We start from the raw sequence: 24,578 nt of genomic DNA on the forward strand, positions 1-24,578 counted from the left end.
AAAACTGTAGCAACCTATGGACCATCGCTTAATGCGGCCCGCCTCGTTTGCAGCTTGCGGTCGCCTTCAATGCTAAAGTCCATGCCTCGATTTTGCTTTTCCCAAGGAAGCCGTTATGCCGGATGCGACGTCCCTCAGCGCTGGATTCATGGTGGTTCACGGCAACCGCCTGGACGAACTGCGCAGCCTGGTAGTCAGCTGGATGCGCCGTTATCCGCTCGCTCCCCTGGAAAACGAAATCGCCCTGGTGCAAAGCAACGGCATCGCCCAATGGCTGAAACTAGCCCTGGCCGAAGACCCGGAAGAGGGTGACACGGGCGGCTGCGGCATTGCTGCGGCCATCGATGTGCAGCTCCCCGGCAGTTTCATGTGGCAGCTCTATCGCATGGTCCTGGGCAAAGACGAGATCCCACCCAAGTCCCTGCTCGATAAAGCCCCACTGACCTGGCGCCTGATGCGCCTGCTCCCGGAGCTCATCGACCAACCGCATTTCGAGCCCCTGCAGCGCTTTCTCACCCACGACACTGACCTACGCAAACGCTATCAACTCGCCGAACGTCTGGCCGACTTGTTCGACCAATACCAGGTCTATCGCGCTGACTGGCTGGAAGACTGGGCCGCCGGCCGCCACCAACTGCGCAATGGTCGAGGTGAATCAAAACCCCTTAACCCCGCGAACTGCTGGCAGGCAGAACTATGGCGTGCACTGCTGTTGGACGTAGGTGAAGAGGGCATGGCCGAAAGCCGCGCCGGTGTTCACCAGCGCTTCATCGAACGCATCAATACCCTGGAGAAAGCCCCACCAGGCTTGCCGTCCCGAGTGATCGTTTTCGGCATTTCGTCACTGCCCGCGCAAGCCCTGGAAGCCCTCGCCGGCTTAGCAAGGTTCAGCCAAGTCTTGCTCTGTGTGCACAACCCTTGCCGCCACCATTGGTCCGACATCGTCGCCGACAAAGACCTGCTGCGTAACGAATACAAACGCCAAGCGCGCAAGGCTGGCATGCCGGTCGTCATCGACCCACAAACCCTGCACCAGCACGCACACCCGTTGCTCGCCGCCTGGGGCAAACAGGGCCGTGATTACATCAGCCTGCTGGACAGTTACGACGACCCCAACAGCTACCGCGCCGCCTTCCGCGACGGCCGCATCGACCTGTTCAGCGAAAGCGAGCCCACTACGCTGCTCAATCAGTTGCAGGACGACATTCTCGAACTGCGCCCACTCAACGAAACACGCGAGCTGTGGCCGGGCGTCGACCTCAATAACGACAGCTCCATCCGCTTCCATATCGCCCACAGCGCCCAACGCGAAGTGGAAATTCTCCACGACCAATTACTCCAGCGCTTCAGCGCCGATCCCACGCTGCGCCCGCGCGACATCATCGTCATGGTCCCCGACGTCGACAGCTACGCGCCGCACATTCGCGCCGTGTTTGGCCAGCTTGAGCGAAGCGACCCACGCTTTATCCCGTTCACTCTCACCGACCAAGGCCAGCGCGGCCGCGACCCTCTGCTGATCGCCGTCGAACACCTGCTCAAACTCCCCGACAGCCGCTTCCCCGTCAGCGAAATCCTCGACCTGCTCGACGTCCCCGCCCTGCGCGAACGTTTCGCTATCAAGGAACGCGATCTGCCTACGCTGCACCGCTGGATCGAAGGCGCAGGCATCCGTTGGGGCCTTAATGCCGAACAACGCGCCGGCCTCGGCCTTCCCCATGAGCTGGAACAAAACAGCTGGCGGTTCGGCCTGCGCCGCATGCTGCTGGGTTACGCCGTCGGCACCGGTGTCGCCTGCGACGGCATTGAACCCTACGACGAAATCGGCGGCCTTGACGCGGCCCTCATCGGCCCCCTGGTCTCGTTGCTCGATGCGCTAAACGACGCCCATCAAGCCCTGTCCCAACCGGCAGCCCCTCAAGCATGGGGCGAGCGCCTGCAACGCCTGATGCAACTGTTCTTCCTGCCCAGCAGCGAACACGACGACTACCTGCTGGGCCAACTCGAACAGCTCAGAGAAGACTGGCTGGAAACCTGTGAGTCCGTCGGCCTACAAGATGAGTTACCGCTCACCGTAGTTCGTGAAGCCTGGCTGGCCGGCTTGGACCAAGGCCGGCTGTCCCAGCGTTTTCTCGCTGGAGCTGTCAATTTCTGCACCCTGATGCCCATGCGCGCCATCCCGTTCAAACTCGTCTGCCTGCTCGGCATGAACGACGGCGACTACCCGCGCGCGCAACCGCCGCTGGACTTCGACCTGATGGGCAGCGACTACCGCCCCGGCGACCGTTCACGCCGCGAAGACGACCGCTACTTGCTGCTCGAAGCCCTGCTGTCCGCCCGCGACCAGCTCTACATCAGTTGGGTAGGCCGCAGCATCCGCGACAACAGCGAGCGTCCGGCCTCGGTACTGATCGGCCAACTACGCGACCATATCGCCAGTGGCTGGCATAACGCACACACAGAACAACCGCTGCTGGATGCGATGACCCAGGAACACCCGCTCCAACCGTTCAGTGCCCGCTACTTCCATGCAGGCGATCCGCTGTTCAGCTACGCACGCGAGTGGCAGTTGCTCCACGAAGCACCCGACGCTCTCTTAAAAGAAGACGAACTGGCGCAACACCAACAAGAAGAACCCTTGAGCCTCGGCCAGCTGCAGGACTTTCTGCGCAACCCGGTCAAACACTTCTTCAGCCAGCGACTGAAAGTGTTCTTCGAAGCCGCCGAAGTGCCGCTGGCCGATGAAGAACCCTTCGTGCTCGACGCGTTGCAACGCTACAGCCTCAGCGACAGCCTGCTGAACGCCGCACTGACCCAGCCCGACCACGTGGATCGAGCGCTCAACGCCCAAGCACTGCGCCTGCAAGGCAGCGGCTTGTTGCCGATGGTCGGTTTTGGCGAATGCCTGCGTAACGAACTGATCGAGCCACTGCCCGATCTGCTGCAGCGCTACCAACACTTATTGGCGCTCTGGCCCACGCCACAAACAACCGCCGAACCGATCAGTTTTGAGCATCAAGGCCTCCAGCTGGAAGGCTGGATCAGCGGCCTGCATCGGCGCAGTGATGGCGGATTGCTAAGTGTGACCACCATCCCCAACAGCATCGGCTCAATCAAGACGCGCAAGTGGCATCGCCTTATCCGCCCGTGGGTCAATCACGTGGTCGCCTGCGCCTGCGGCCTGCCGCTCAGCACCGGGTTGGTCGCCAGTGACGACACCTTGCTCCTGGCCCCGCTGGAAAAGTTCGCTGCCCAGGAAATCCTCGGCAACCTGCTGCTGGCCTGGCACACCGGCATGCGCAAACCACTCCCGGTTGCCGTCAAAACCGCCTTCGCCTGGCTTGGCCAAACCGACCCCGCCAAGGCCCAGGCCGCCGCCAGTAAAGCCTACGAAGGCGACGGCCTGACCACCGACGGCGAACGCCGCGAAACCCCGGCGCTCACCCGCCAGTTCCCTGACTACGCCACGCTCATCGCCAGCGAAGAATTCGAAGGCTGGGCCGAAACCCTGTATCGCCCGTTGATCAACGCCCCCTGGCGATCGCTCAGCAGTGAGGAGGCCAGCGCATGATCACTAAACCTTTGGCTCTGGCCTTCCCGCTCAAAGGCAGCCAGCTGATTGAAGCCAGCGCCGGCACCGGCAAGACCTTCACCATTTCCGCCCTGTATCTGCGCCTGGTGCTGGGCCACGGTGGTGATGAGTCTGGCTTCGGCCGCGAACTGTTGCCGCCGCAAATCCTGGTGGTGACCTTCACCGACGCCGCCACCAAAGAGCTGCGCGAACGCATCCGCATTCGTCTGGCCGAGGCCGCGCGCTTCTTCCGCGAAGAAATCGAGCAACCGGACACCCTGATCGCCGACCTGCGCGACGAATACCCACCCGAGCAATGGCCAGCCTGCGCCAATCGCCTGGACATCGCCGCCCAATGGATGGACGAGGCCGCCGTCTCGACCATCCACAGTTGGTGCCAGCGCATGCTGCGCGAACATGCGTTCGACAGTGGCAGCCTGTTCACCCAAACCCTGGAAACCGACCACAGCGACCTGCTCGGCGAAGTGCTGCGCGACTACTGGCGGCTGTTCTGCTACCCGATGCACGACGACGCGCTCAATTGGGTACGCAAAAATTGGAGTGGCCCCGCCGCGCTGATGCCGCGCGTGCGTGCGCTGTTCGGCAGCGAACGGCCTACCGACGAAAGCCGCGAGCCCGCCGAGCTGATCAACGCCTGCCTGCAAGAGCGCCGCCAAGCGCTGGTCACCCTCAAGGCGCCGTGGCAACAATGGGCCGTCGAGCTGCGCGACATCTGCCTGCAAGCCGTGGCCGCCAAAGCCGTCGATGGCCGCAAGATGCAAGCGCGTTACTTCGAGCCCTGGTTCGAAAAGATCAGCGCCTGGGCCGCTGACGAAACCGTTGAGCAACTGGACATCGGCACCGGCTTCACCCGCCTGACGCCCGACGGCATGGCCGAAGCCTGGAAGGGCGAGCCGCCGCGCCATCCCGGCATCGACGCCATGGCCCACCTCAAAGCCAGCCTCGACGCGTTGCCCACCCCCGACGCCGCCGTGTTGCAACACGCCGCCGGCTGGGTAGGTAAACGCTTCGAAGAAGAAAAACGCCGCCGTGCCGAAATGGGCTTCGACGACATGCTGATCCGCCTCAACGCCGCCCTGCAAACAGACGGCGGCGAGCGCCTGGCCAGTGTGATCCGCGAGCAGTTCCCGGTCGCCCTGATCGACGAATTCCAAGACACCGACCCGGTGCAATACAGCATCTTCGACAGCATCTACCGCATCGAAGAAAACCACCTCGACAGCGGCCTGTTCCTGATCGGCGACCCCAAGCAGGCGATCTACGCCTTCCGTGGCGCCGACATCTACACCTACCTGCGCGCTCGCCAGTCCACCACCGGCCGCCACCACACCTTGGGCACCAACTTCCGCTCCAGCCATGCGATGGTCGAGGCGGTGAACCACGTGTTCCAGCGCGCGGAAACCGGCCGTGGCGCATTCCTGTTTCGCGAGCCGAATGGCGATAACCCGGTGCCATTCCACTCGGTGCTGTCCCAAGGCCGCAAAGAGCAACTGCAAGTCGATGGCCACACGCTGCCGGCGATGCACCTCTGGCACCTGCCCACCGATCAACCGATTTCCAACGCGGTGTATCGCCAACAACTGGCCGCTGCCTGCGCCACGCACATTGTCGAGTTGCTCAATGGCGGACAGCAAGGCACGGCCGGCTTCGTAAAAGAACACAGCTTTAAAGGCGTACTGCCGTCAGACATCGCCATCCTCGTGCGCGACGGCAAGGAGGCCCAAGCCGTGCGCGCCGAGTTGGCCGCCCGTGGCGTGCGCAGTGTGTACCTGTCGGACAAAGACTCAGTCTTCGCCGCCCAGGAAGCCCACGACCTGCTGGCCTGGCTCAAGGCCTGCGCCGAGCCGGACGTCGAGCGCCCACTGCGCGCCGCGCTGGCCTGCGTCACCTTGAACCTGTCATTGCCGGAACTGGAGCGTCTGAACCAGGACGAATTGGCGTGGGAAACCCGCGTGATGCAGTTCCGTGGCTACCGCGCGATCTGGCGCAGCCAAGGCGTGCTGCCGATGCTGCGGCGGCTGCTGCACGATTTCAAACTGCCGCAAACCCTGATCGCCCGCAGTGACGGCGAACGTGTGCTGACCAACCTGTTGCACCTCAGCGAGCTGCTACAACAGGCCGCGTCGGAGTTGGACGGCGAACAGGCGCTGATCCGCCATCTGGCTGAGCACTTGGCGCTGTCGGGCCAGGCCGGTGAGGAGCAGATCCTGCGCCTGGAAAGTGATGAGCAACTGGTCAAGGTGGTGACCATCCACAAGTCCAAAGGCCTGGAATACGACTTGGTCTTCCTGCCGTTCATCTGCTCGGCCAAACCGGTGGATGGCAGCCGTTTGCCGCTGCATTACCACGACGAACACGGCAAATCCCAGGTCAGCCTGCGGCCCACCGCCGAGCTGATTGCCCAAGCCGACGATGAGCGCCTGGCCGAAGACCTGCGCTTGTTCTACGTCGCCCTCACACGCGCCAAACATGCGTGCTGGCTCGGCATTGCCGACCTCAAGCGCGGCAATAACAGCAGCTCGGTATTGCACCTGTCAGCCCTGGGTTACTTGCTCGGCGCCGGTGCATCGTTGGGCGAGTCCGCCGCACTGGCGCGCTGGTTGCTGGACCTGCAAGAAGGCTGCGCCGCCATCCACTACGCCCCCGTGCCCGACGCGCAAGACAGCCTGTTCCACCCGCCGCGCAACGAAGCCATCTTGCTCGCGCCGTTGCTGCCCAAGCGCAAGGCCGCTGAAAACTGGTGGATCGCCTCCTACAGTGCATTGCGCATTGGCGACAGCATGAGCGCCGCGCCCCTCGAAGCGCCGGAAAGCCCACAAGCCCAGAAGCTGTTCGACGACGAGCGCCTCGACCCTGATGCACCGCGCGAAGTGGCGGCGTCCGGCGGCGACATTCACCGTTTCCCACGCGGACCTAACCCCGGCACCTTCCTCCACGGCCTGCTGGAATGGGCGGGAGAGGAGGGTTTCAACGTCTCCCCCGAGGCCATCGCAAAAGCCGTGGGCGCGCGCTGTAATCGGCGCGACTGGGAAGGCTGGATCGTCACCCTCAGCGGTTGGCTGGGCCACCTGCTGCAAACGCCGCTGCCTGTGGATAACGATCGCGTCACCCTGAGCAGCCTGCAGCAGTACCAGATTGAAATGGAGTTCTGGTTCGCCAGCCACAAAGTCGACGTGCTCGCCCTCGACAAGCTGGTGTGCCAATACACCCACAACGGAGTGTCCCGCGTCGCCGCCGAACCGGTGCTGCTTAACGGCATGTTCAAAGGCTTTATCGACCTGACCTTCGAACACGACGGCCGCTATTACGTGGCCGACTACAAATCCAACTGGCTCGGCCCTGACGATTCGGCCTACACCTTGGACGCCATGGAACAGTCGATCCTCGAGCATCGGTACGACCTGCAATACGTGCTTTACCTACTGGCCCTGCACCGCCAACTCAAGGCACGCCTGCCGGATTACGACTATGACCGCCACGTCGGAGGTGCGCTGTACCTGTTCCTGCGCGGCACCCAAGCCGTGAGCCAGGGCGCCTATTTCACCCGGCCACCCCGGGAACTGATCGAAGGCTTGGACCTGTTGTTCCAGGGCAAACCCATACCGCCCAAGGTCGAGCCCGCCTGGGAACAAGGAGTGCTGTTATGAGCCTGTCGCCGTTACCGCTTGAGGCGTTAGTGCCCCTCAGCCACGCCGCCGACCTGGTGCAACTGCTGGCGCGTTGGGTTGACCGTGGCTGGCTGCGCGCGCTGGACAAAGCCTTCGTCGGCTTCCTGCACGAACTCGATCCGCAGGCCGACCCGCTGGTGTTGCTCGCTGCCGCATTAACCAGCCACCAACTGGGCCATGGCCACGTGTGCCTCGACCTGTTCGAAACCCTCAAAGCGCCGGATTTCGCCTTGTCGCTGCCACCCGAAGGCGACCTGCAAACCGGCGCCATGGTGTTGCCGTCGCAATTGCTCGACGGCCTCGACGGCGCCCATTGGTGCCATGCGTTGGCCTCGAGCCAATTGGTCGCGCTGGCCGTCGATGGCAGCGACGCCGCGCAAAGCCGACCCTTGGTGCTGTCCGGCAAACGCCTGTATTTGCGCCGCTACTGGACCTACGAACGGCGCATCGACACGGCTTTGCGCCTGCGCCTGGCCACCCAGGAAAACGTCGCGGCTGATTTGCCGCAGCGCCTCAACAGCCTGTTCGACCAGCCGCCGCCCGATGGCGTGATCGACTGGCAGAAACTCGCCTGCGCCCTGGCCACTCGCGGTGCCTTCAGCATCGTTACCGGCGGCCCGGGCACCGGCAAGACCACCACTGTGGTGCGCCTGCTCGCGCTGTTGCAGGCGCCCGCCGTGGAAGTCGGCAGCCCGTTGCGCATCCGTTTGGCCGCGCCCACCGGCAAAGCCGCCGCACGCCTCACCGAATCCATCAGCCAGCAAGTGCTGTCGCTGAACGTGCCGGGCAGCGTGCGGGAAAAAATCCCGACCCAGGTCACCACTGTTCACCGCCTGTTGGGCAGCCGCCCGGGCACGCGGCACTTCCGCCACCACATTGGCAACCCATTGCCCCTGGACGTGCTGGTGGTGGACGAAGCCTCGATGATCGACCTGGAAATGATGGCCAACCTGCTGGACGCCTTGCCGCCTCACGCACGCTTAGTGTTGCTGGGCGACAAGGACCAACTCGCCTCGGTGGAAGCCGGCGCCGTACTCGGCGACTTATGCCGCGACGCCGAAGCCGGCTGGTACAGCCCCGAAACACGCCAATGGCTGCAAGCAGTGAGCGGCGAAGACCTCAGCGCCAGCGGCCTGCACGAAGACCTCGACGCCAGCCATCCCCTGGCCCAACAAGTGGTGATGCTGCGCTACTCGCGGCGTTTCGGCGAAGGCAGCGGCATCGGCCAGCTGGCGCGCTGGGTCAACCAGCAAAACGCCGAAGAGGCGCGCAAACTGCTCGCCGCCCGCAGCCACCACGACCTGTTCTGCCTCAGCCTCAAGGGCGAGCACGACCATGCCCTTGAGCGCCTGGTGCTGGACGGGCAGGGCGACGAAGCCCAGGGTTATCGCTATTACCTGAACCTGCTGCAAAGCGCGCGCCCAGCCCTCGATACACCCCGTGAAGACTTGGCCTGGACCCACTGGGCCCAGCAACTGCTGCAAGCCTTCGACGCGTTCCAACTGCTCTGCGCCGTGCGCAAAGGCCCCTGGGGCGTGGAGGGGCTGAACCTGCGCATCACCGCCGCCTTGCGCAAAGTGCGGCTGATCGAAGGCGACGACCAATGGTACGAAGGCCGCCCCGTGCTGATGACCCGCAACGATTACGGCCTGGGCTTGATGAACGGTGACATCGGCATCGCCCTCAAGCTGCCCGAAAGCGACGGCGGCCCCCACGTGCTGCGCGTGGCCTTCCCACGCAACGATGGCCAGGGCGGCGTGCGCTTTGTACTGCCCAGCCGTCTGAATGACGTAGAAACCGTGTACGCCATGACCGTGCACAAATCCCAGGGCTCGGAATTTACCCACACCGCGCTGATCCTGCCGGATGCACTGAACCCGGTGCTGACCAAAGAACTGATCTACACCGGCATCACCCGCGCCAAGCGCTGGTTCAGCTTGATCGAACCGCGTGGTGGCGTGTTTGAGGAAGCCGTACGGCGCAAGGTCAAGCGCTTGAGCGGGCTGATGCTGGAATTGGACGTGCCAGCTGAAAAAAACTGACTGATCGGTCATGAAATATTTCTGATTCAGTCGACTGATTTTTCTGAAAAAATAGCGGATCTCGCGAAGTCGGCTCTTCGCGGGGTTTTCCGTTGCTGTGCTATCGTTGCGGCATTAGCCTGAAAAAAAACCTGAAAAAACACCTGAGAGAATTGCTGCAATGACCGTGGCTGTCTCGCCCACAGAGCGTAGTTTGAGCTGGAGACGCATGTTACTGGTGGCGGTTCTGTGCCTGCTCGCGCCGCTTGCCAATGCGCAAACGCCAAGCCCGGCAGACCACCGTGCCCAGGCAGTCACCCAAGTGGTACTCGGCATCCTCAGTTACGCGCGCTGGCCGGTGGAGCCTGCACAACTGCGGCTGTGCATCGTCGGCCCCACCCAATACACCGATGATCTGATCAAAGGCACCACTCAGGCCACGGGGCGCCCGGTAGTGGTGAAGCGCCTGCTGGCCGACAATCCTGACATCCTCAGTGCCTGCGACGCCGTGTACATCGGCAAACTCTCCGACGATGAGCGCACTCGGCTGTTCGCGTCGCTGATCGGCCACCCGGTGCTCAGCATCAGCGAAGGCGGCGACCGATGCACCGTGGGCAGCCTGTTCTGCCTGCGCGTGGGCGATGCGCAGGTGTCGTTTGAGGTCAACTTGGACTCCGTCGCCCGCAGTGGCGTGCGCATTCACCCCAGCGTGTTGCAACTGTCCCGTCGTCGAGCGCCGACGCCATGAGTAACCCGAAAGCGCGGCCGACGTTGCGTTCGGTCATTGGCCGTGGGCATTTGATCCTAGCGTTGGTCGCCGTGACCCTGGCCAGCGTGTCCCTGACCCTGCTCGGCGTGCTGGCGCTGCGGGTGTATGCCGAGCACAACCTGCACCTGATCGCGCGTTCCATCAACTACACCGTGGAAGCGGCGGTGGTGTTCGACGACAGCGCCGCGGCTACCGAAGCCCTGAGCCTGATTGCGTCGACTGAAGAGGTGGCCCAGGCTGAAGTCTTTGATGCCAGCGGCAAGTTGCTCGCGCAATGGGTGCGGCCGGATACCGGGCTGCTGTCGCGGGTTGAACTGGCAGTCGCGCACACCTTGCTCGAACAGCCCATCAGCCAGCCGGTTTTGCATCAAGGGCAAGCCGTCGGCAGCATTCACCTGGTCGGCCATGGCGGCAGCCTGCTGCGCTTCCTGCTCAGCGGCCTGGCCGGGATCCTCATCTGCACCGCCCTAAGCGCCTGGGTGGCGCTCTACCTGGCGCGCCGCTTGCTGCAGGGCATTACCGAACCGCTGCAAAGCCTCGCCGCCGTGGCCCACGCCGCCCGTAGCGAACGCGACTTTGACCGGCGCGTGCCACCGGCGCAGATCGCCGAACTCGACAGCCTGGGCAGCGACTTCAATGCCTTGCTCGGCGAGATGGAAGCTTGGCAAAGCCACCTGCAAAGTGAGAATGAAACCCTGGCCCACCAGGCCAGCCACGACAGCCTGACCGGCTTGCCCAATCGCGCGTTTTTCGAAGGCCGGCTGATTCGCGCCCTGCGCAGCGCCGCCAAGGTCAACGAACGGGTCGCCGTGTTGTTCCTCGACAGCGACCGCTTCAAAGACATCAACGACAACTTCGGCCACGCCGCCGGTGATGCCGTGCTGGTCGCCGTCGCCGAGCGCGTGCGTGCGCAATTGCGTGAAGATGATCTGGTAGCGCGCTTGGGCGGCGATGAATTTGCGGTGCTGCTGGCGCCGCTGCACAAAGTTGAAGATGCCCAGCGCATCGCCGACAAGATCATTGCCAGCATGGACAAACCGATCCCACTGCCCGGCAACACCCAGGTGTTGACCTCTCTCAGTATCGGCATTGCCGTTTATCCCGATCATGGTGCCACCCCCGGCACCCTGCTTAATGCCGCCGATGCGGCGATGTACCAGGCCAAACGATTATCCCAGGGCGGCCAGCAAACGGCGGAATCGGAGCCCACCGCCGCAAATGTTAACCACAGGAGTTGATCCCTTGTTCTCGACCGCACGTTTTATGTTTATTACCTTACTGGTGGCATTCCTTGCCCTCGGCGGCTGCCAGACGCCCCCACCCAAAGGCCTGACCCCGGCCCAAGTCGCAGTCCTCAAACAACAAGGCTTCGAACTCACCGACGAAGGCTGGGCCTTCGGCCTGTCGGGCAAAGTGCTGTTCGGCAGCGACGTTGAAAGCCTCAACAAAGCCAGCACCGACATCGTCGAACGCATCGGCAAAGCCCTGGTCGGCGCCGGCATCGACCGCGTACGCGTAGACGGCCACACTGACGCCTCGGGCAAAGAGAGCTACAACCAACAACTGTCCCTGCGCCGCGCCAAAAGCGTGGGCAAAGTGCTGACCGGTGTGGGCATGAAAGAAGAAAACATCCAACTGCGCGGCCTGGGCAGCAGCGAACCGGTGGCGCCGAACACCACGGTAGCGGGGCGCACCGAGAATCGGCGCGTGTCGATTGTGGTGATCGCCGACTAAGCGCCTCACCGCTAGAAGCGGACGCAGAGCGTCCAGGGCGGTATTCCCACGCAGAGCGTGGGAACGATCTAAACGATCTCAAATGTTGCAATGCAATCCAAGGTGGGAGCTGGCTTGCCTGCGATAGCGGTGTATCAGTAGCCGATGTGCTGACTGACCCACCACCATCGCAGGCAAGCCAGCTCCCACACTTATATCCGATCGTTCCCACGCCCCGCGTGGGAATGCATCCTGTGACGCTCTGCGTCACGACTTCAACAGCAGACGCAGAGCGTCCGGGGCGGCATTCCCACGCAGAGCGTGGGAACGATCTGGCGTTTAGCTCGCGGGCGTCATCGCCTGCGTCAAGTCATCCACCACGGCCTTGCCCATCTCACACAGGTAATGCGCGGCCCATGCGTATTGCTCGCCGCGCACATCCATGGCGGCTTCCATGGCGAGTTTCTTGGAGTAAAAAAGCAGGGTGGAGGCGTGTTCCAGGGCTTGCTCAATCGGCATGCCGGAGTTGACGCGGAAAAGGGGTTTTTGGTTTTCGCCGTAGTCGCCGAAGGTGACGACGCCGAGGGTGGTGATGGAGGAAAGCGGTGGATCGGGGACGATTTTTGACATGATGTTTCCCAAATTTGCAGTAGGGGTCACCACGGCATGTCGCTAAACATGAAGAGGTGGCAGCTGTACACGGGTTAGCGAACCGGTAAATTTGGGAACCCGGCAGACCCGAAGGTCTCCCGCGTACAGCCGCCATAAAACGGTAAAGACAGGTAGACCTGGCAATACTCTGGCATCACATCCCAACTAATCCGAGTCGCTAAACCCGATCGCTGATGAGCAGCGAAGTCAGGAGGCTAGTGACCCAAACGGTAAGGCGCAATAGGGCAGAGAGTCTCTAGGAAACGTCCTGCAAATTAAAGCGAATCGTCGTTGATGGCCCTTTAATCCGCGAATTTTATCTCCCGCGTCTCCCCCATCAACAGCCCCTGATTCTGCTCCGTCACTTCCCTGATGTAGTCCCACAACAACGTAATCCGCTTCAGCTTCCTCAAATCCTCCCGGCAGTACATCCAAAACTGCCGTGTAATCGCAATCTGCTCCCCCAACACCGGCAACAACCGCGGATCCTGCGCCGCCAAAAAGCACGGCAATATCGCCATCGACCGGCCCTGCTGCGCCGCGACGTACTGCGCTATCACGCTGGTACTGCGCAAACTCGCGCTAGCGCCGGGGACCACATTCGCCAGGTACAACAGCTCCGAGCTGAACGCCAAGTCATCCACATAGCTGATAAACGGATGCTCAGCCAAGTCCGCCGGGCGTTGGATGGGCGGGTGTTGATCGAGGTAGTCCTGGGTCGCGTACAGCTGCAGTTTGTAGTCGCACAGTTTGCAGCACACGTACGGCCCGTGTTCCGGGCGTTCCAGGGCGATGACGATGTCGGCTTCGCGCTTGGACAGGCTGATGAAGTGGGGCAGGGGCAGGATGTCGACTGAGATGGCCGGGTAGGTGTCGACGAAGTGGCTGAGCTGCGGGGTGACGAAAAAGCTGCCGAAGCCTTCGGTGCAGCCCATGCGCACATGGCCGGACAGCGCCACGCCGGAGCCGGAGACTTGCTCGCAGGCCATGTGCAAGGTGCTTTCGATGGACTCCGCGTAACCCAGTAAACGCTGGCCCTCGGGGGTGAGCACAAAACCGCTGGTCCGGGATTTTTCGAACAGCAGCGTGCCGAGCGACACTTCCAACGAGCTGATACGCCGCGACACGGTGGTGTAGTCCACCGCCAGGCGTTTGGCGGCGACGCTGGCCTTGCGGGTGCGGGCCACTTCGAGGAAAAACTTCAGGTCATCCCAATTCAGGGAGCCCAGTGATGTGATGTTTTTTTGCATATTGGACCGGCTTTTATGTGCGTTCTTATTAGAGATTTGCACATCTATACTCCAAAAACAGTCCGAACGCCTCATTCCCAAGGCGATTCACGCGCCTTGTCTCTGCATAACTACAAGATTGGAGACCACATGAACGCTTCTGCCGACATTTCCGTGCAACAGGTCAAGTTGCTGATCAACGGTGAATGGGTCGAGTCAAAGACCACCCACTGGCAAGACATCGTCAACCCGGCCACCCAGCAAGTGCTGGCCAAAGTCCCTTTCGCTACCGCCGATGAAGTCAATGCGGCCATCGACGCTGCCCATCAGGCCTTCCAGACTTGGAAGCTGACGCCGATCGGCGCGCGCATGCGCATCATGCTCAAGCTGCAAGCCTTGATCCGTGAACATTCCAAACGCATCGCTGTGGTCCTCAGCGCCGAGCAGGGTAAGACCATTGCCGATGCCGAGGGCGATATTTTCCGTGGCCTGGAAGTGGTCGAGCACGCGTGCTCTATCGGCACCTTGCAGATGGGCGAATTCGCTGAAAACGTCGCCGGTGGCGTCGACACCTACACCCTGCGCCAGCCTATCGGCGTGTGCGCGGGTATCACGCCGTTCAACTTCCCAGCGATGATTCCACTGTGGATGTTCCCGATGGCGATTGCCTGCGGTAACACTTTCGTCCTCAAGCCGTCCGAGCAAGACCCGCTGTCGACCCTGCTGCTGGTAGAGCTGGCGCTGGAAGCTGGCGTGCCGGCTGGCGTGCTCAACGTCGTACACGGCGGCAAAGATGTGGTGGATGCGCTGTGCACCCATAAAGACATAAAGGCGGTGTCCTTCGTCGGTTCGACTGCTGTGGGTACTCACGTGTACGACCTGGCCGGTAAACACGGCAAGCGCGTGCAGTCGATGATGGGCGCCAAGAACCACGCCGTGGTGCTGCCGGACGCCAATCGCGAACACACGCTGAATGCACTGGTCGGTGCCGGTTTCGGCGCGGCGGGCCAGCGTTGCATGGCCACCTCGGTGGTGGTGCTGGTGGGCGCGGCCAAGCAATGGCTGCCGGACCTCAAGGCGTTGGCGCAAAAGCTCAAAGTGAATGCCGGCAGTGAAGCCGGTACGGATGTCGGCCCGGTGATTTCCAAACGTGCCAAGGCGCGCATCCTGGAACTGATCGAAAGCGGCGTGAAAGAAGGCGCGAAGCTGGAGCTGGACGGGCGCGACATCAAGGTGCCGGGCTTCGAGCAAGGCAACTTTGTTGGCCCGACCCTGTTCTCGGGCGTGACCACTGACATGCAGATTTACACCCAGGAAATCTTCGGCCCGGTGCTGGTCGTGCTGGAGGTTGCGACCCTCGATGAGGCCATCGCGCTGGTCAACGCCAACCCGTTCGGCAACGGCACCGGCCTGTTCACCCAAAGCGGTGCGGCGGCGCGTAAGTTCCAGAGCGAAATCGATGTAGGCCAAGTCGGCATCAACATCCCGATCCCTGTGCCGGTGCCGTTCTTCAGCTTCACCGGTTCGCGTGGTTCCAAGCTCGGCGACCTGGGCCCGTACGGCAAGCAAGTGGTGCAGTTCTACACCCAGACCAAAACCGTGACGAGCCGCTGGTTCGACGACGACACGGTCAATGATGGCGTCAATACCACCATCAACCTGCGCTGATTTGGGGAGACGACCATGAAGATTGCATTTATCGGTTTGGGCAACATGGGCGCGCCCATGGCCCGCAACCTGCTTTTGGCTGGGAATAAGCTGAATGTGTTCGACGTTAATCCAGGCGTACTCAAGGAGTTCGCAGAACTGGGCGCCACCGTCACAGGCTCACCGCGTGAAGCTGCACAAGGCGCGGAACTGGTGATTACCATGCTGCCCGCCGCCGCCCATGTGCGCAGCGTTTGGCTGAATGAAGAGGGCGTGCTCGCCGGGATTGGTAAAGGCGTGCCGGCAGTGGATTGCAGCACCATCGACCCGCAAACCATTCGCGATGTTGCCGCTGCGGCGGCCAAGCAAGGTGTGGTGATAGCTGATGCTCCCGTCTCTGGCGGCACCGGTGGCGCGAGCGCAGGGACTTTGACCTTCATGGTCGGCGCCCCCCTGGAACTGTTCGCCACCCTGCAACCGGTGCTGGCGCAGATGGGCCGCAACATCGTGCATTGCGGCGACATCGGCACCGGCCAGATCGCCAAGATCTGCAACAACCTGCTGCTCGGCATCAGCATGGTCGGCGTCAGCGAAGCCATGGCCCTGGGCGATGCACTGGGCATCGACACCCAAGTGCTGGCCGGCATCATCAACAGCTCCACCGGGCGCTGCTGGAGTTCCGACACCTACAACCCATGGCCGGGCGTGATTGAAACCGCGCCGTCTTCGCGCGGTTACACCGGTGGTTTTGGCGCCGACCTGATGCTCAAGGACCTGGGCCTGGCCACCGAAGCGGCGCGCCAGGCCAAGCAACCGGTGATTCTCGGTGCCGTGGCCCAGCAGTTGTATCAATCGATGAGCCAGCGCGGGGAAGGTGGCAAGGACTTCTCGGCGATCATCAACAGCTATCGCAAACCCAAGTAGGGGCGTTTCCGAGAGCCCGCCTTGCGCGGGCTCTCGGGTTTTTGCGCAGGGCGAGCGTTACCACAGTGGTCGTTCGTAGCTGACGATCAGGCGGGTTTCGTCGATATCCCGTTCAAAGTTGGAACGCACCATGGCGTTGCGCACGCGCACTTTTACGTTTTTCAGGGTCGGGTTCTGGAACACATAGGTCACGTCGATATCCCGTTCCCACTCGCGACCGTCTGAACGCCCAGGGCCTAGGTCCACGTTGCTGCCCGAGGCATAGCGGGTAAACAGCGAGAGGCCGGGAACGCCGAGTGACGCGAAGTCGTAGTCGTAGCGAAGTTGCCAGGACTTTTCGTCTTTATTGGCGAAGTCGCTGTATTGGAAAAAGTTTACCAGTGAGGAGAAGCTTCCCCTCAAGGCTGCAAACCCCGTGTTGCCTTGCATGGTTTGATAGGCGCCGGTCCATTTATGTGACCCCAATGAATAACTCAACTGCGCGCCCAGCGCGGTGTTGTCGATGTTGGTATTACCGTTATTGGTGGAGCGCGCATAACGCAGTTCGCTTTTCAGGCTTTGGTTCTCTGCCACCGGATAAGTGTGTTGAAGGGCGGCGGCGTGTTGGGTGTAGAGATTATCCAGCGCGCTGTAGTAATAACTGCCAGTGATTTGTTTGTTGAACGCGTAACTGCCGCCGGCAAAGTCGAATGCATCCGATTGATTCTTCCCACGCACAACAATGTTTTTGCGTGTGCCCGTGCCGACACCCAATGCTTCATAGTTGGTGGAATTGGGTTGATTGACCTGGGTGATTCTGCCCAAGTCCAGCTTCAAGTCTTGCACTTCCTGCGAGTGCAGGTAGGCGCCTCTGAAGAGTTGCGGGTGAAGCTCCCGATGTTTTTTTCCAGGAAGGGGAGTGGTGGCATCACCAGCGTGCCGATTTTCAGCGTGCTGTGCGACGCCCGGAGTTTGGCCGTAACGCCGACCTCGCCGTAGCTGTCTTCGGCTTTGCCGGAGTCACGCACGGGCAGCAGGCCGGACCGGGTTCGGCTCGCACTTGAGTCGAGTTTGAACCCGGCCATGCCGAGCACGTCGACGCCTACGCCCACGGTGCCTTCGGTAAACCCCGATTCAAGTTGCAAGGCGAAACCTTGCCCCCACTCTTCCCGCTTGGACTGTGTGGCCTCGGGGTCGCGGTAGTCGCGGTTGTAGTAAAAGTTTTTCAGTTCAAGCTTGCCGGTGCTGTCGCTGATGAAGTCAGCGAGTGCGTAGGGCGTCAGAAAGAGGCTGAGGTTTAAAGCGCATACTTTGGTTATTAGGTTCATTGATGCAGCCTGCGTGAGAGGGATGGTGCTCATCGCAGGTTGCTGTAAACCCTTCTAACTCGGTCTAAGACTTGTTTGAAGGAGGGCAGGATTTATCTGATTCTATGTAGGGTGTTCCGCTCCAGGTGTCAGGCAAATACAAAGTACTTACGCACCGTCTCGACCACTTCCCAGGTCCCTTTCATGCCGGGCTCCACCACAAAGATATCCCCAGCGCGCAAGTGAATCGGCGCCATCCCTTCGGGGGTGATCACGCAGTAGCCTTCCTGGAAGTGGCAGTATTCCCACTTCACGTATTCCACGTACCACTTGCCCGGGGTGCAAATCCAGGTGCCCATGATCTTGCTGCCGTCTTCGCTGGTGTAGGCGTTGAGGTTGACGGTGTGCGGGTCGCCTTCGAGTTTTTCCCATTTGCAGGCATCCAGGACCGGCAGTGGGTGGGTGTCGCGCAATACGGTGATGGGCTTGGACATGATGGCTCCGAGGCAGTGAATGCAAAGATGCACCCTAAGGCCTTGGGCGTTGTGTCAGTGGTCTGAACTCGACATCGGGATGCTCAGAAGCGCAACCGCACAGTGATTCATCATGCCCCCTAGAACCCTGTGGGAGCCGGGCTTGCACGCGATGACGGCGCCACAGCTTGCCTCTCATCGCCTGACACGGCGCCATCGCGGGCAAGCCCGGCTCCCACAAGGATTTGAGTTGTTTGAACGATTGCGGCCGGGCGCTAGATTTGTGCGTCAATCCCCCACTTCCTCGCAGTATGTGCGAAAGAATTCCCGCCTGGCGCTGGAATAAGCAAGAAAATGCACGGCTGGCCCTCGTATCATTCACCCAGGTAACAGCCGAGAGCCTTGAAATGAACCCAATAAAAACGTGGTGGGATATCAGCCCGCCCTTGAGTACGGCCACCCCGACTTGGCCGGGCGATACGCCGTTCCAGGAAGAGCGCGTGTGGCAGTTTGGCCCCGAGTGCCCAGTGAATGTGGGCCGCGTGACCTTCTCGCCGCACACCGGCGCCCATGTGGATGCACCGCTGCATTACAGCGCGGACGGCGCGCCGATTGGTGAGGTGTCGCTGGACGTGTACATGGGCCCGTGCCGGGTGTTGCATTGCCTGGGCAGTGGCGCGCTGGTGCAGCCGCATCAACTGCAAGGGCGTGTGGATAACCTGCCGGAGCGCGTGCTGCTGCGGACTTATCCACAAGCGCCGCTGACGGAATGGGATTCGAACTTCACCGCCATCGCGCCGCAAACCATTGAGCTGCTCGCCAGCCTGGGTGTGCGCCTGATCGGTATCGATACGCCCTCGCTGGACCCGCAACAGTCCAAGACCATGGATTCCCACAACGCCGTGGCCCGCCACGGCATGGCGATTCTCGAAGGCATCGTGCTCGATGACGTACCGGAGGGCGACTATGAACTGATCGCGCTGCCGCTGCGCTTTGCCAACTTGGACGCGAGCCCGGTCCGCGCCATTCTTCGCCCGCTCAAGGAGCTTACGCGATGAGCCAATGTCCCTTCTCTGCTGACTACCAACCGTCGGAAGAATGGCATAACGCCGAGCTGAATTTTTCCGAGTCGATGAGCTACGGCGATTACCTGGACCTGGGCAAAGTCCTCAGCGCCCAGCATCCGTTGTCGCCGGACCACAACGAAATGCTCTTCATCATCCAGCACCAGACCTCCGAGCTGTGGATGAAACTGATGCTCCACGAACTCAAGGCCGCCCGCGAACACGTGCGCCTGGGTGAGCTGTCGCCGGCGTTTAAGATGCTGGCGCGGGTGTCGCGTATCTTCGATCAACTGGTGCACGCCTGGGCGGTGCTGGCGACCATGACGCCGTCGGAATACAAGGCGATCCGCCCGTTCCTGGGGCAGTCGTCGGGGTTTCAGTCGTTCCAGTACCGCGAGATCGAATTTATTCTCGGCAACAAGAGCGCAGCGCTGTTGCGCCCGCATGCGCACCGGCCTGAGTTGTTGCAGGAGTTGCAGGTGGCGATTGCCACACCGTCGCTGTATGACGAGGCGATTAATTTGATGGCCAAGGCGGGTTTGGCGATTGACCCCAAACGCGCCGAGCGCGACCCGACGGCGGCCACGGTTCACGATGAGTCCGTGGAAGCGGCCTGGCGTGAGGTGTATCGCGACCCGAGCCGGTATTGGGATTTGTATCAGTTGGCTGAGAAGTTTATTGATTTGGAGGATTCGTTCCGCCAATGGCGCTTCCGGCATGTGACCACGGTGGAGCGGATTATCGGCTTCCAGCCGGGTACGGGCGGCACCGAGGGCGTGGGTTACCTGCGCAAGATGCTCGACACCGTGCTGTTCCCCGAGCTGTGGCGAGTGCGTTCCACGCTCTAAACAAAAAAGCCCCGGAATCCCGGGGCTGATCGTTCCCACGCTCTGCGTGGGAATGCCGCTTCAAAATGTGGGAGCTGGCTTGCCTGCGATGGCGGTGTATCAGTCACCACCTCCAGTGGCTGACACACCGCTATCGCGGGCAAGCCCGGCTCCCACAGGGATCACTGTGCATTCACTACAGCGTTACCCTTTCTGATCCGCAACCGATACGCCACATAGATAACCCCCACCCAAATCGGCATCGCATACACCGACTCACGAATGCCCGGAATCGCCAGCATCACGCTGATGATCATCACCATGAACGCCAGGCACAGGTAGTTGCTGAACGGGAACCAGAAGGTCTTGAACGACGGCACCACGCCTTGCTCGCCCATGGCTTTGCGGAACTTGATGTGGGTGAGGCTGATCAGCGCCCAGTTGATCATCAGCGAGGCAACCACCAGTGCAAACAGCAACTCCAGCGCGCTGTGCGGTGCGACGTAGTTGACCACCACGCACAGCATCGTCACCAGCGCCGAAATCGCCAGGGCGCGCAGCGGTACGCCTTGCTTGTTCAGCTTCATCAGCGCTTTGGGCGCATCGCCTTGCTCGGCCAGGCCGAACAGCATGCGGCTGTTGCAGTACACGCCGCTGTTGTACACCGACAACGCTGCGGTCAGCACCACGAAGTTGAGGATGTGTGCGGCGGTGTCGTTACCGATCAGCGAGAAGATCTGCACAAACGGGCTGCCGCTGTAGGCATCGCCCGAGGCGCCGAGGGTTTGCAGCAGTTGGTCCCACGGGTACAGCGACAGCAGCACGGTCAGGGCGCCGACGTAGAAAATCAGAATCCGGTAGACCACCTGGTTGATCGCTTTGGGGATCACTTTGCGCGGCTCGCTGGCCTCGGCGGCAGTGATGCCCACCAGCTCCAGGCCACCAAACGAGAACATGATGAAGGCCATCGACATCAACAGCCCCATGCCGCCATTCGGGAAGAACCCGCCGTGGCTCCACAGGTTGCTCACCGAGGCTTGCGGGCCGCCGGTGCCGCTGAACAGCAGGTAGCAGCCGAGCACGATCATGCCGACAATCGCCACCACCTTGATGATCGCAAACCAGAACTCGGCTTCACCGAAGAACTTCACGTTGAGGGTGTTGATCAGGTTCACCGCGACAAAGAACACCAGTGCGCTGACCCAGGTCGGGATCTCCGGCCACCAAAACTGAATGTATTTGCCCACGGCCGTCAGTTCGGCCATGCCCACCAGCACGTAGAGGACCCAGTAGTTCCAGCCGGCCAGGAAGCCCGCGTAACCGCCCCAGTATTTGTGCGCGAAGTGGCTGAAGGAGCCGGCTACCGGTTCTTCGACGATCATCTCGCCGAGCTGGCGCATGATCAGGAACGCGATGAAACCCGCAATCGCGTAACCCAGGATCATCGACGGCCCCGCCGACTTAAGCACCCCGGCCGAGCCGAGGAACAACCCCGTGCCAATCGCCCCTCCCAAGGCAATCAGCTGAATATGCCGGTTCTTCAGGCCACGCTTGAGGCCTACCGGGTTAACCATGTCATCCGCCATTAACATTCCCTTCTACTTGTTTTTCTCAGGGTTGATTGCACGCCGCACCGCCCCTCAGAACTGCTGAGGGGTCAGATATTACTCTGCGTAAACTTTTCGTAATACAGCTGAACGCCATCAAGTGCCTGATCCGCCAGCCATTGTTGGATGGATTCGACCATCGGCGGGGGGCCGCACACGTACATATCTGCCGATCTGTCCCGCAATTCGGCCAGGTCGAAATGTTCGGTGAGGTAGCCGCGCTTGCCGGTCCACGCAGGTGATGGGTCGCTCAGTACTTCGGTGTAGCGAAAATTCGGGATTTTTGCAGCGTAGGCATGGATGCGCGCCGCTTCGCATAAGTCTTCGGCCCCGCGAACGCCGTAGTACAGGTGCACCGGCTGCTCGCAACCGTTGGCCGCCAGTTCATCGAGCATGCCCAGTAACGCCGACAACCCGGTGCCGCCTGCCACCAGCACCAGCGGTTGGGTGACATGGCGCAGGTAGAAAGCACCCAATGGCGCCTCCATCAGCACTTCGTCACCGACTTGGCAACGCTCGCGCAGGTAGTTGCTCATGACGCCATCGGGCAGCAGGCGCACCAGAAACTGCAATTGATTGCCCGGGCGGTTGGCGAAGGAGTAGGAGCGCCAACTGTCGGTGCCGGGAACCGACAGGCGGGCGTATTGGCCTGGCAGGAAGTCCAGCGGCGCCTCCATTTGCACCTGCAAAATGGCCGTGCTGGCCGAGACCTGCTGTACTTCGCTCACCGTGCCGCGCACCTGCACTGGCCCCGGCGCATTGCACAAGCTCGAATCAAAATCGAAGTAAAACGTTGCGTCGGACTTCACCCTAGTCTGGCAACTGAGCATCTTGCGTTGTTGCAGGTCGAGGCTGGAGAGGGCTTCTTCGTCGACATAATCCTGGCTGTAATCGCCGGACTCGCAACGCCCCTGGCAGGTGCCGCACACGCCTTCGCGGCAATCCAGGGGGATCTTGATGCCGTTGCGCAGCGCAGCGTCCAACAGGATTTCGTGGGCGCCCACCGGGAAAAACAGGGTTTTGCCATCGGCAAAGCTGAAGGCCACTTTGTGATTCATTTGTTGTTCTCCGCGTATTTGTGGCTGCGCACACCCTGTGGCGAGGAGGCTTGCCCGCTTTCCACAACAAGCCCGCTTGCCACAGGGCGATGCTCGCCACAAAAGTTCGCTGCTACAGGTGATAAAAATCCAGCACCGAGTTGATGGTGTCGTTGAGCAGCAAGGCGTGTTTGCGGGTGATCAACCAGCTGTCGCCATGGGGTTTGAGGCTGTAGGTGGCGCTGCCATAGAACTGCTCCGACATGGCCAGCCGATAGAACAGCGTGTGCCAGTTCAGCTTCACGTCCAGTAACCCACCCGGTTGCTCGGCAATCCGCACGTTATTGATTAGGTGCAACGTGCGCGGCATCGGTGTGGCCGACGCCGCCTTACCCGTACGCAGGCGGAACACGCGGTCTTCCAGCCCCGAACGGTTGGCGTAATAGATCAGCGACATCTCGCGCTTGGGGTCGCGGGTGTAGACGTGTTCCGAGTCCCACTGCGGCAGGTGGAACTCACTTTGCGGGTCGAACAACTGCACATAGGCGTCCCAGTCCTGAGCGTCGCACAGCTCGGATTTACGGTAGAAGAACTGCTCGATCTGGTACTGCAATTGCGCATTCATCACTTCACCTCCCGCAGTGTCAGCGCTTGTTGGTCCAGGCCCTTGAGCAGGAACTGCTGCCAATTGCGGTGCTGGTTCACGTACAGGCCTTCGTGGGTGAACTCGGTGCCGGTCATCGCCGGTTGGATGCCGATGGCTTCGCTGTTCGGCGTCGGGCCGGTTTCCCAGCGGTGGCTGCCGCGTGAGATATCACTCCAGCGCTCCAGGCGGCCCTGGAAGCCGCGTTGGGCTTCGCGAAACTCCACCAGGTCATCGGGTGTGCCCATGCCGGACACGTTGAAGAAATCCTCGAACTGGCGGATACGGTTTTCGCGGTCGGCGTCAGATTCGTTTTTCACGCCCAGGCACTGGCTGATGATCTCGGTCTTGTTCCACGCCACCGGGCGAATAATCCGCAGCTGCGAGCTGATCTGGTCGAGGAAGAACAGGCTTGGGTAGATATTCAGGTTGCGCAGGCGGTGCATCATCCACTCGGCCTTCTGCTGGCCGTGCTCTTCCACCAGGCGCGGCATGATGGTGGCGTAGCCGGAACGCACGGTGGGGTTGGGCATGTCGCTGAACAACAGGCTGTGGCCGTTGTTGAAGGCGAACCAGCCGTCATCGGTGTTCGCATCGCCCGCGCCGAGCTTGCTGTAGTCCAGCGTGGTGCCTGAACCCGTGCCGTTTTCGGTGTTCACCTGCTGGCGATGCTGCACCGTGGCCACGTAGTTGTAGTGCACGGTGCTGACGTGATAACCGTCCAGGCCGTTTTCGTTTTGCAGCTTCCAGTTGCCGTCGTAGGTGTAGGCGGATTTACCCGGCAGCACTTCCAGCTCGCCGGTGGCGGACTGCGCGACCATCATGTCGAAGAACACTGTGGCGTCGCCGAGGAAGTCTTCCAGGCTGTTTGTGCCGTTCACGTCCAGGCTGATAAACACAAAGCCCTTGTAGCTTTCGATGCGTGCCTTTTTCAGACCGCGGGTGGCTTTGTCGAAACTTTCCGGGTATTCGCCCGGCGCCTTGACCTTCACCAGCCGGCCGTCGCTCTTGTAGCACCAGGCGTGGAACGGGCAGGTGAAGGTCGATTGGTTGCCCTTGCCGACCCGCGTGAGCGTGGTGCCGCGATGCTGGCAGGCGTTGATCAGCGCGTTCAGCTGGCCTTCGCCATCGCGGGTGATGATCATCGGCTGGCGCCCGGCGCGCATCGTCACGAAGTCGTGGTTATGGGCCAGCTCGCTTTCGTGGCAGGCGTAGATCCAGTTCTTTTCGAAGATCAGTTCCATCTCCAGGTCGAACAGTTCCGGCTCGGTGAACATGTCCCGGGCGATGCGGAACACTTCATCGGCCGGGCGAAAATCCAGGCAGCTTTCGATAAACGCTTTCCACTGCTCGACGCTTCTTGCACCACTCATGGGAGGCACCTTTTTGATAGGGGCTAATCGGTGGTTCATTAAAGGCAGCGGGGCAGG

17 protein-coding genes and 1 pseudogene are annotated in these 24,578 nt (G+C 61.4%); 10 read left to right on the forward strand and 8 right to left on the reverse strand.

Annotated features, from left to right (window positions below):
* Positions 1–115 precede the first annotated feature (115 nt).
* The 6 genes from recC (at position 116) to ACI77I_RS25235 (ending at position 11,781) form a co-directional block, all read left to right on the forward strand.
* Positions 116–3,568: an exodeoxyribonuclease V subunit gamma gene (recC, locus tag ACI77I_RS25210; protein WP_406998858.1), complete on the forward strand. Its 3,453-nt coding sequence runs from the start codon at positions 116–118 to the stop codon at positions 3,566–3,568.
* On the forward strand, positions 3,565–7,236 hold the full coding sequence (recB, locus tag ACI77I_RS25215) for an exodeoxyribonuclease V subunit beta (RefSeq protein WP_094951804.1): 3,672 nt from the start codon (positions 3,565–3,567) through the stop codon (positions 7,234–7,236). The genes recC and recB overlap by 4 nt, the downstream gene beginning before the upstream one ends.
* Positions 7,233–9,299: an exodeoxyribonuclease V subunit alpha gene (gene recD, locus ACI77I_RS25220; RefSeq protein WP_406998861.1), complete on the forward strand. Its 2,067-nt coding sequence runs from the start codon at positions 7,233–7,235 to the stop codon at positions 9,297–9,299. The genes recB and recD overlap by 4 nt, the downstream gene beginning before the upstream one ends.
* A gap of 160 nt (positions 9,300–9,459) precedes the next feature.
* A complete protein-coding gene (locus ACI77I_RS25225; protein WP_094951802.1) occupies positions 9,460–10,026 on the forward strand; it encodes a YfiR family protein in 567 nt (188 codons plus the stop codon).
* A complete protein-coding gene (locus ACI77I_RS25230) occupies positions 10,023–11,285 on the forward strand; it encodes a diguanylate cyclase domain-containing protein (protein WP_406998864.1) in 1,263 nt (420 codons plus the stop codon). The genes ACI77I_RS25225 and ACI77I_RS25230 overlap by 4 nt, the downstream gene beginning before the upstream one ends.
* Before the next feature lie 4 nt (positions 11,286–11,289).
* Positions 11,290–11,781: an OmpA family protein gene (locus ACI77I_RS25235; protein WP_094951800.1), complete on the forward strand. Its 492-nt coding sequence runs from the start codon at positions 11,290–11,292 to the stop codon at positions 11,779–11,781.
* A 318-nt stretch (positions 11,782–12,099) separates the two neighbouring features.
* Here ACI77I_RS25235 and ACI77I_RS25240 read toward each other — a convergent pair whose 3' ends face one another.
* Both ACI77I_RS25240 and ACI77I_RS25245 read right to left on the reverse strand, forming a co-directional pair.
* The gene (locus tag ACI77I_RS25240) at positions 12,100–12,390 is read right to left on the reverse strand and encodes a DUF3077 domain-containing protein (RefSeq protein ID WP_406998866.1); all 291 of its coding nucleotides are present in this window, start codon (positions 12,388–12,390) and stop codon (positions 12,100–12,102) included.
* A gap of 323 nt (positions 12,391–12,713) precedes the next feature.
* Positions 12,714–13,661 carry a LysR family transcriptional regulator gene (locus ACI77I_RS25245; RefSeq protein ID WP_083356769.1) on the reverse strand — a complete coding sequence of 316 codons (948 nt, stop codon included), beginning with the start codon at positions 13,659–13,661 and terminating at the stop codon, positions 12,714–12,716.
* A 129-nt stretch (positions 13,662–13,790) separates the two neighbouring features.
* On the opposite strand from ACI77I_RS25245, the gene ACI77I_RS25250 reads away from it, so the two are divergent.
* On the forward strand, positions 13,791–15,308 hold the full coding sequence (locus ACI77I_RS25250; RefSeq protein ID WP_106578173.1) for a CoA-acylating methylmalonate-semialdehyde dehydrogenase: 1,518 nt from the start codon (positions 13,791–13,793) through the stop codon (positions 15,306–15,308).
* A 15-nt stretch (positions 15,309–15,323) separates the two neighbouring features.
* Positions 15,324–16,211, forward strand: a complete 888-nt coding sequence (gene mmsB, locus ACI77I_RS25255; protein ID WP_406998868.1) for a 3-hydroxyisobutyrate dehydrogenase — start codon at positions 15,324–15,326, stop codon at positions 16,209–16,211.
* 57 nt (positions 16,212–16,268) lie between these two features.
* On the opposite strand, the pseudogene ACI77I_RS25260 reads toward mmsB, so the two are convergent.
* Positions 16,269–17,551 (reverse strand): annotated as a pseudogene (locus ACI77I_RS25260) (OprD family porin).
* Positions 17,552–17,646: 95 nt separating this feature from the next.
* Positions 17,647–17,991, reverse strand: coding sequence for a cupin domain-containing protein (locus ACI77I_RS25265; RefSeq protein WP_003194115.1), 345 nt, complete (start codon positions 17,989–17,991; stop codon positions 17,647–17,649).
* A 386-nt stretch (positions 17,992–18,377) separates the two neighbouring features.
* Here ACI77I_RS25265 and kynB point away from each other — a divergent pair, with 386 nt between their 5' ends.
* Positions 18,378–19,028, forward strand: coding sequence for an arylformamidase (gene kynB, locus ACI77I_RS25270; protein WP_094951794.1), 651 nt, complete (start codon positions 18,378–18,380; stop codon positions 19,026–19,028).
* Complete coding sequence (kynA, locus tag ACI77I_RS25275) at positions 19,025–19,882, forward strand: tryptophan 2,3-dioxygenase (protein WP_406998870.1); 858 nt, start codon at positions 19,025–19,027, stop codon at positions 19,880–19,882. The genes kynB and kynA overlap by 4 nt, the downstream gene beginning before the upstream one ends.
* 161 nt (positions 19,883–20,043) lie before the next feature.
* Here kynA and ACI77I_RS25280 read toward each other — a convergent pair whose 3' ends face one another.
* The 4 genes from ACI77I_RS25280 to antA all read right to left on the reverse strand — a co-directional run bounded on the left by ACI77I_RS25280 (position 20,044) and on the right by antA (position 24,521).
* The gene (locus ACI77I_RS25280) at positions 20,044–21,447 is read right to left on the reverse strand and encodes an amino acid permease (protein WP_094951792.1); all 1,404 of its coding nucleotides are present in this window, start codon (positions 21,445–21,447) and stop codon (positions 20,044–20,046) included.
* A gap of 71 nt (positions 21,448–21,518) precedes the next feature.
* Complete coding sequence (antC, locus tag ACI77I_RS25285; protein WP_094951791.1) at positions 21,519–22,526, reverse strand: anthranilate 1,2-dioxygenase electron transfer component AntC; 1,008 nt, start codon at positions 22,524–22,526, stop codon at positions 21,519–21,521.
* 112 nt (positions 22,527–22,638) lie between these two features.
* Complete coding sequence (gene antB, locus ACI77I_RS25290; RefSeq protein WP_094951790.1) at positions 22,639–23,130, reverse strand: anthranilate 1,2-dioxygenase small subunit; 492 nt, start codon at positions 23,128–23,130, stop codon at positions 22,639–22,641.
* A complete protein-coding gene (gene antA, locus ACI77I_RS25295; RefSeq protein ID WP_242152507.1) occupies positions 23,130–24,521 on the reverse strand; it encodes an anthranilate 1,2-dioxygenase large subunit in 1,392 nt (463 codons plus the stop codon). The genes antB and antA overlap by 1 nt, the downstream gene beginning before the upstream one ends.
* Positions 24,522–24,578: the final 57 nt, after the last annotated feature.

This window comes from Pseudomonas sp. D47 (assembly GCF_045447305.1).
Classification (GTDB): Bacteria; Pseudomonadota; Gammaproteobacteria; order Pseudomonadales; family Pseudomonadaceae; genus Aquipseudomonas.

What these genes read in the sequence shown, in the direction of transcription:
- recD (WP_406998861.1), top strand. Translation starts at nt 7,233, where the DNA reads ATGAGCCTGTCGCCGTTACCGCTTGAGGCGTTAGTGCCCCTCAGCCAC.
- ACI77I_RS25245 (WP_083356769.1), bottom strand. Translation starts at nt 13,661, where the DNA reads ATGCAAAAAAACATCACATCACTGGGCTCCCTGAATTGGGATGACCTG.
- ACI77I_RS25280 (WP_094951792.1), bottom strand. Translation starts at nt 21,447, where the DNA reads ATGGCGGATGACATGGTTAACCCGGTAGGCCTCAAGCGTGGCCTGAAG.
- ACI77I_RS25265 (WP_003194115.1), bottom strand. Translation starts at nt 17,991, where the DNA reads ATGTCCAAGCCCATCACCGTATTGCGCGACACCCACCCACTGCCGGTC.
- recC (WP_406998858.1), top strand. Translation starts at nt 116, where the DNA reads ATGCCGGATGCGACGTCCCTCAGCGCTGGATTCATGGTGGTTCACGGC.
- mmsB (WP_406998868.1), top strand. Translation starts at nt 15,324, where the DNA reads ATGAAGATTGCATTTATCGGTTTGGGCAACATGGGCGCGCCCATGGCC.
- ACI77I_RS25240 (WP_406998866.1), bottom strand. Translation starts at nt 12,390, where the DNA reads ATGTCAAAAATCGTCCCCGATCCACCGCTTTCCTCCATCACCACCCTC.
- antA (WP_242152507.1), bottom strand. Translation starts at nt 24,521, where the DNA reads ATGAGTGGTGCAAGAAGCGTCGAGCAGTGGAAAGCGTTTATCGAAAGC.
- antB (WP_094951790.1), bottom strand. Translation starts at nt 23,130, where the DNA reads ATGAATGCGCAATTGCAGTACCAGATCGAGCAGTTCTTCTACCGTAAA.
- ACI77I_RS25225 (WP_094951802.1), top strand. Translation starts at nt 9,460, where the DNA reads ATGACCGTGGCTGTCTCGCCCACAGAGCGTAGTTTGAGCTGGAGACGC.
- recB (WP_094951804.1), top strand. Translation starts at nt 3,565, where the DNA reads ATGATCACTAAACCTTTGGCTCTGGCCTTCCCGCTCAAAGGCAGCCAG.
- ACI77I_RS25230 (WP_406998864.1), top strand. Translation starts at nt 10,023, where the DNA reads ATGAGTAACCCGAAAGCGCGGCCGACGTTGCGTTCGGTCATTGGCCGT.
- ACI77I_RS25250 (WP_106578173.1), top strand. Translation starts at nt 13,791, where the DNA reads ATGAACGCTTCTGCCGACATTTCCGTGCAACAGGTCAAGTTGCTGATC.
- kynA (WP_406998870.1), top strand. Translation starts at nt 19,025, where the DNA reads ATGAGCCAATGTCCCTTCTCTGCTGACTACCAACCGTCGGAAGAATGG.
- antC (WP_094951791.1), bottom strand. Translation starts at nt 22,526, where the DNA reads ATGAATCACAAAGTGGCCTTCAGCTTTGCCGATGGCAAAACCCTGTTT.
- kynB (WP_094951794.1), top strand. Translation starts at nt 18,378, where the DNA reads ATGAACCCAATAAAAACGTGGTGGGATATCAGCCCGCCCTTGAGTACG.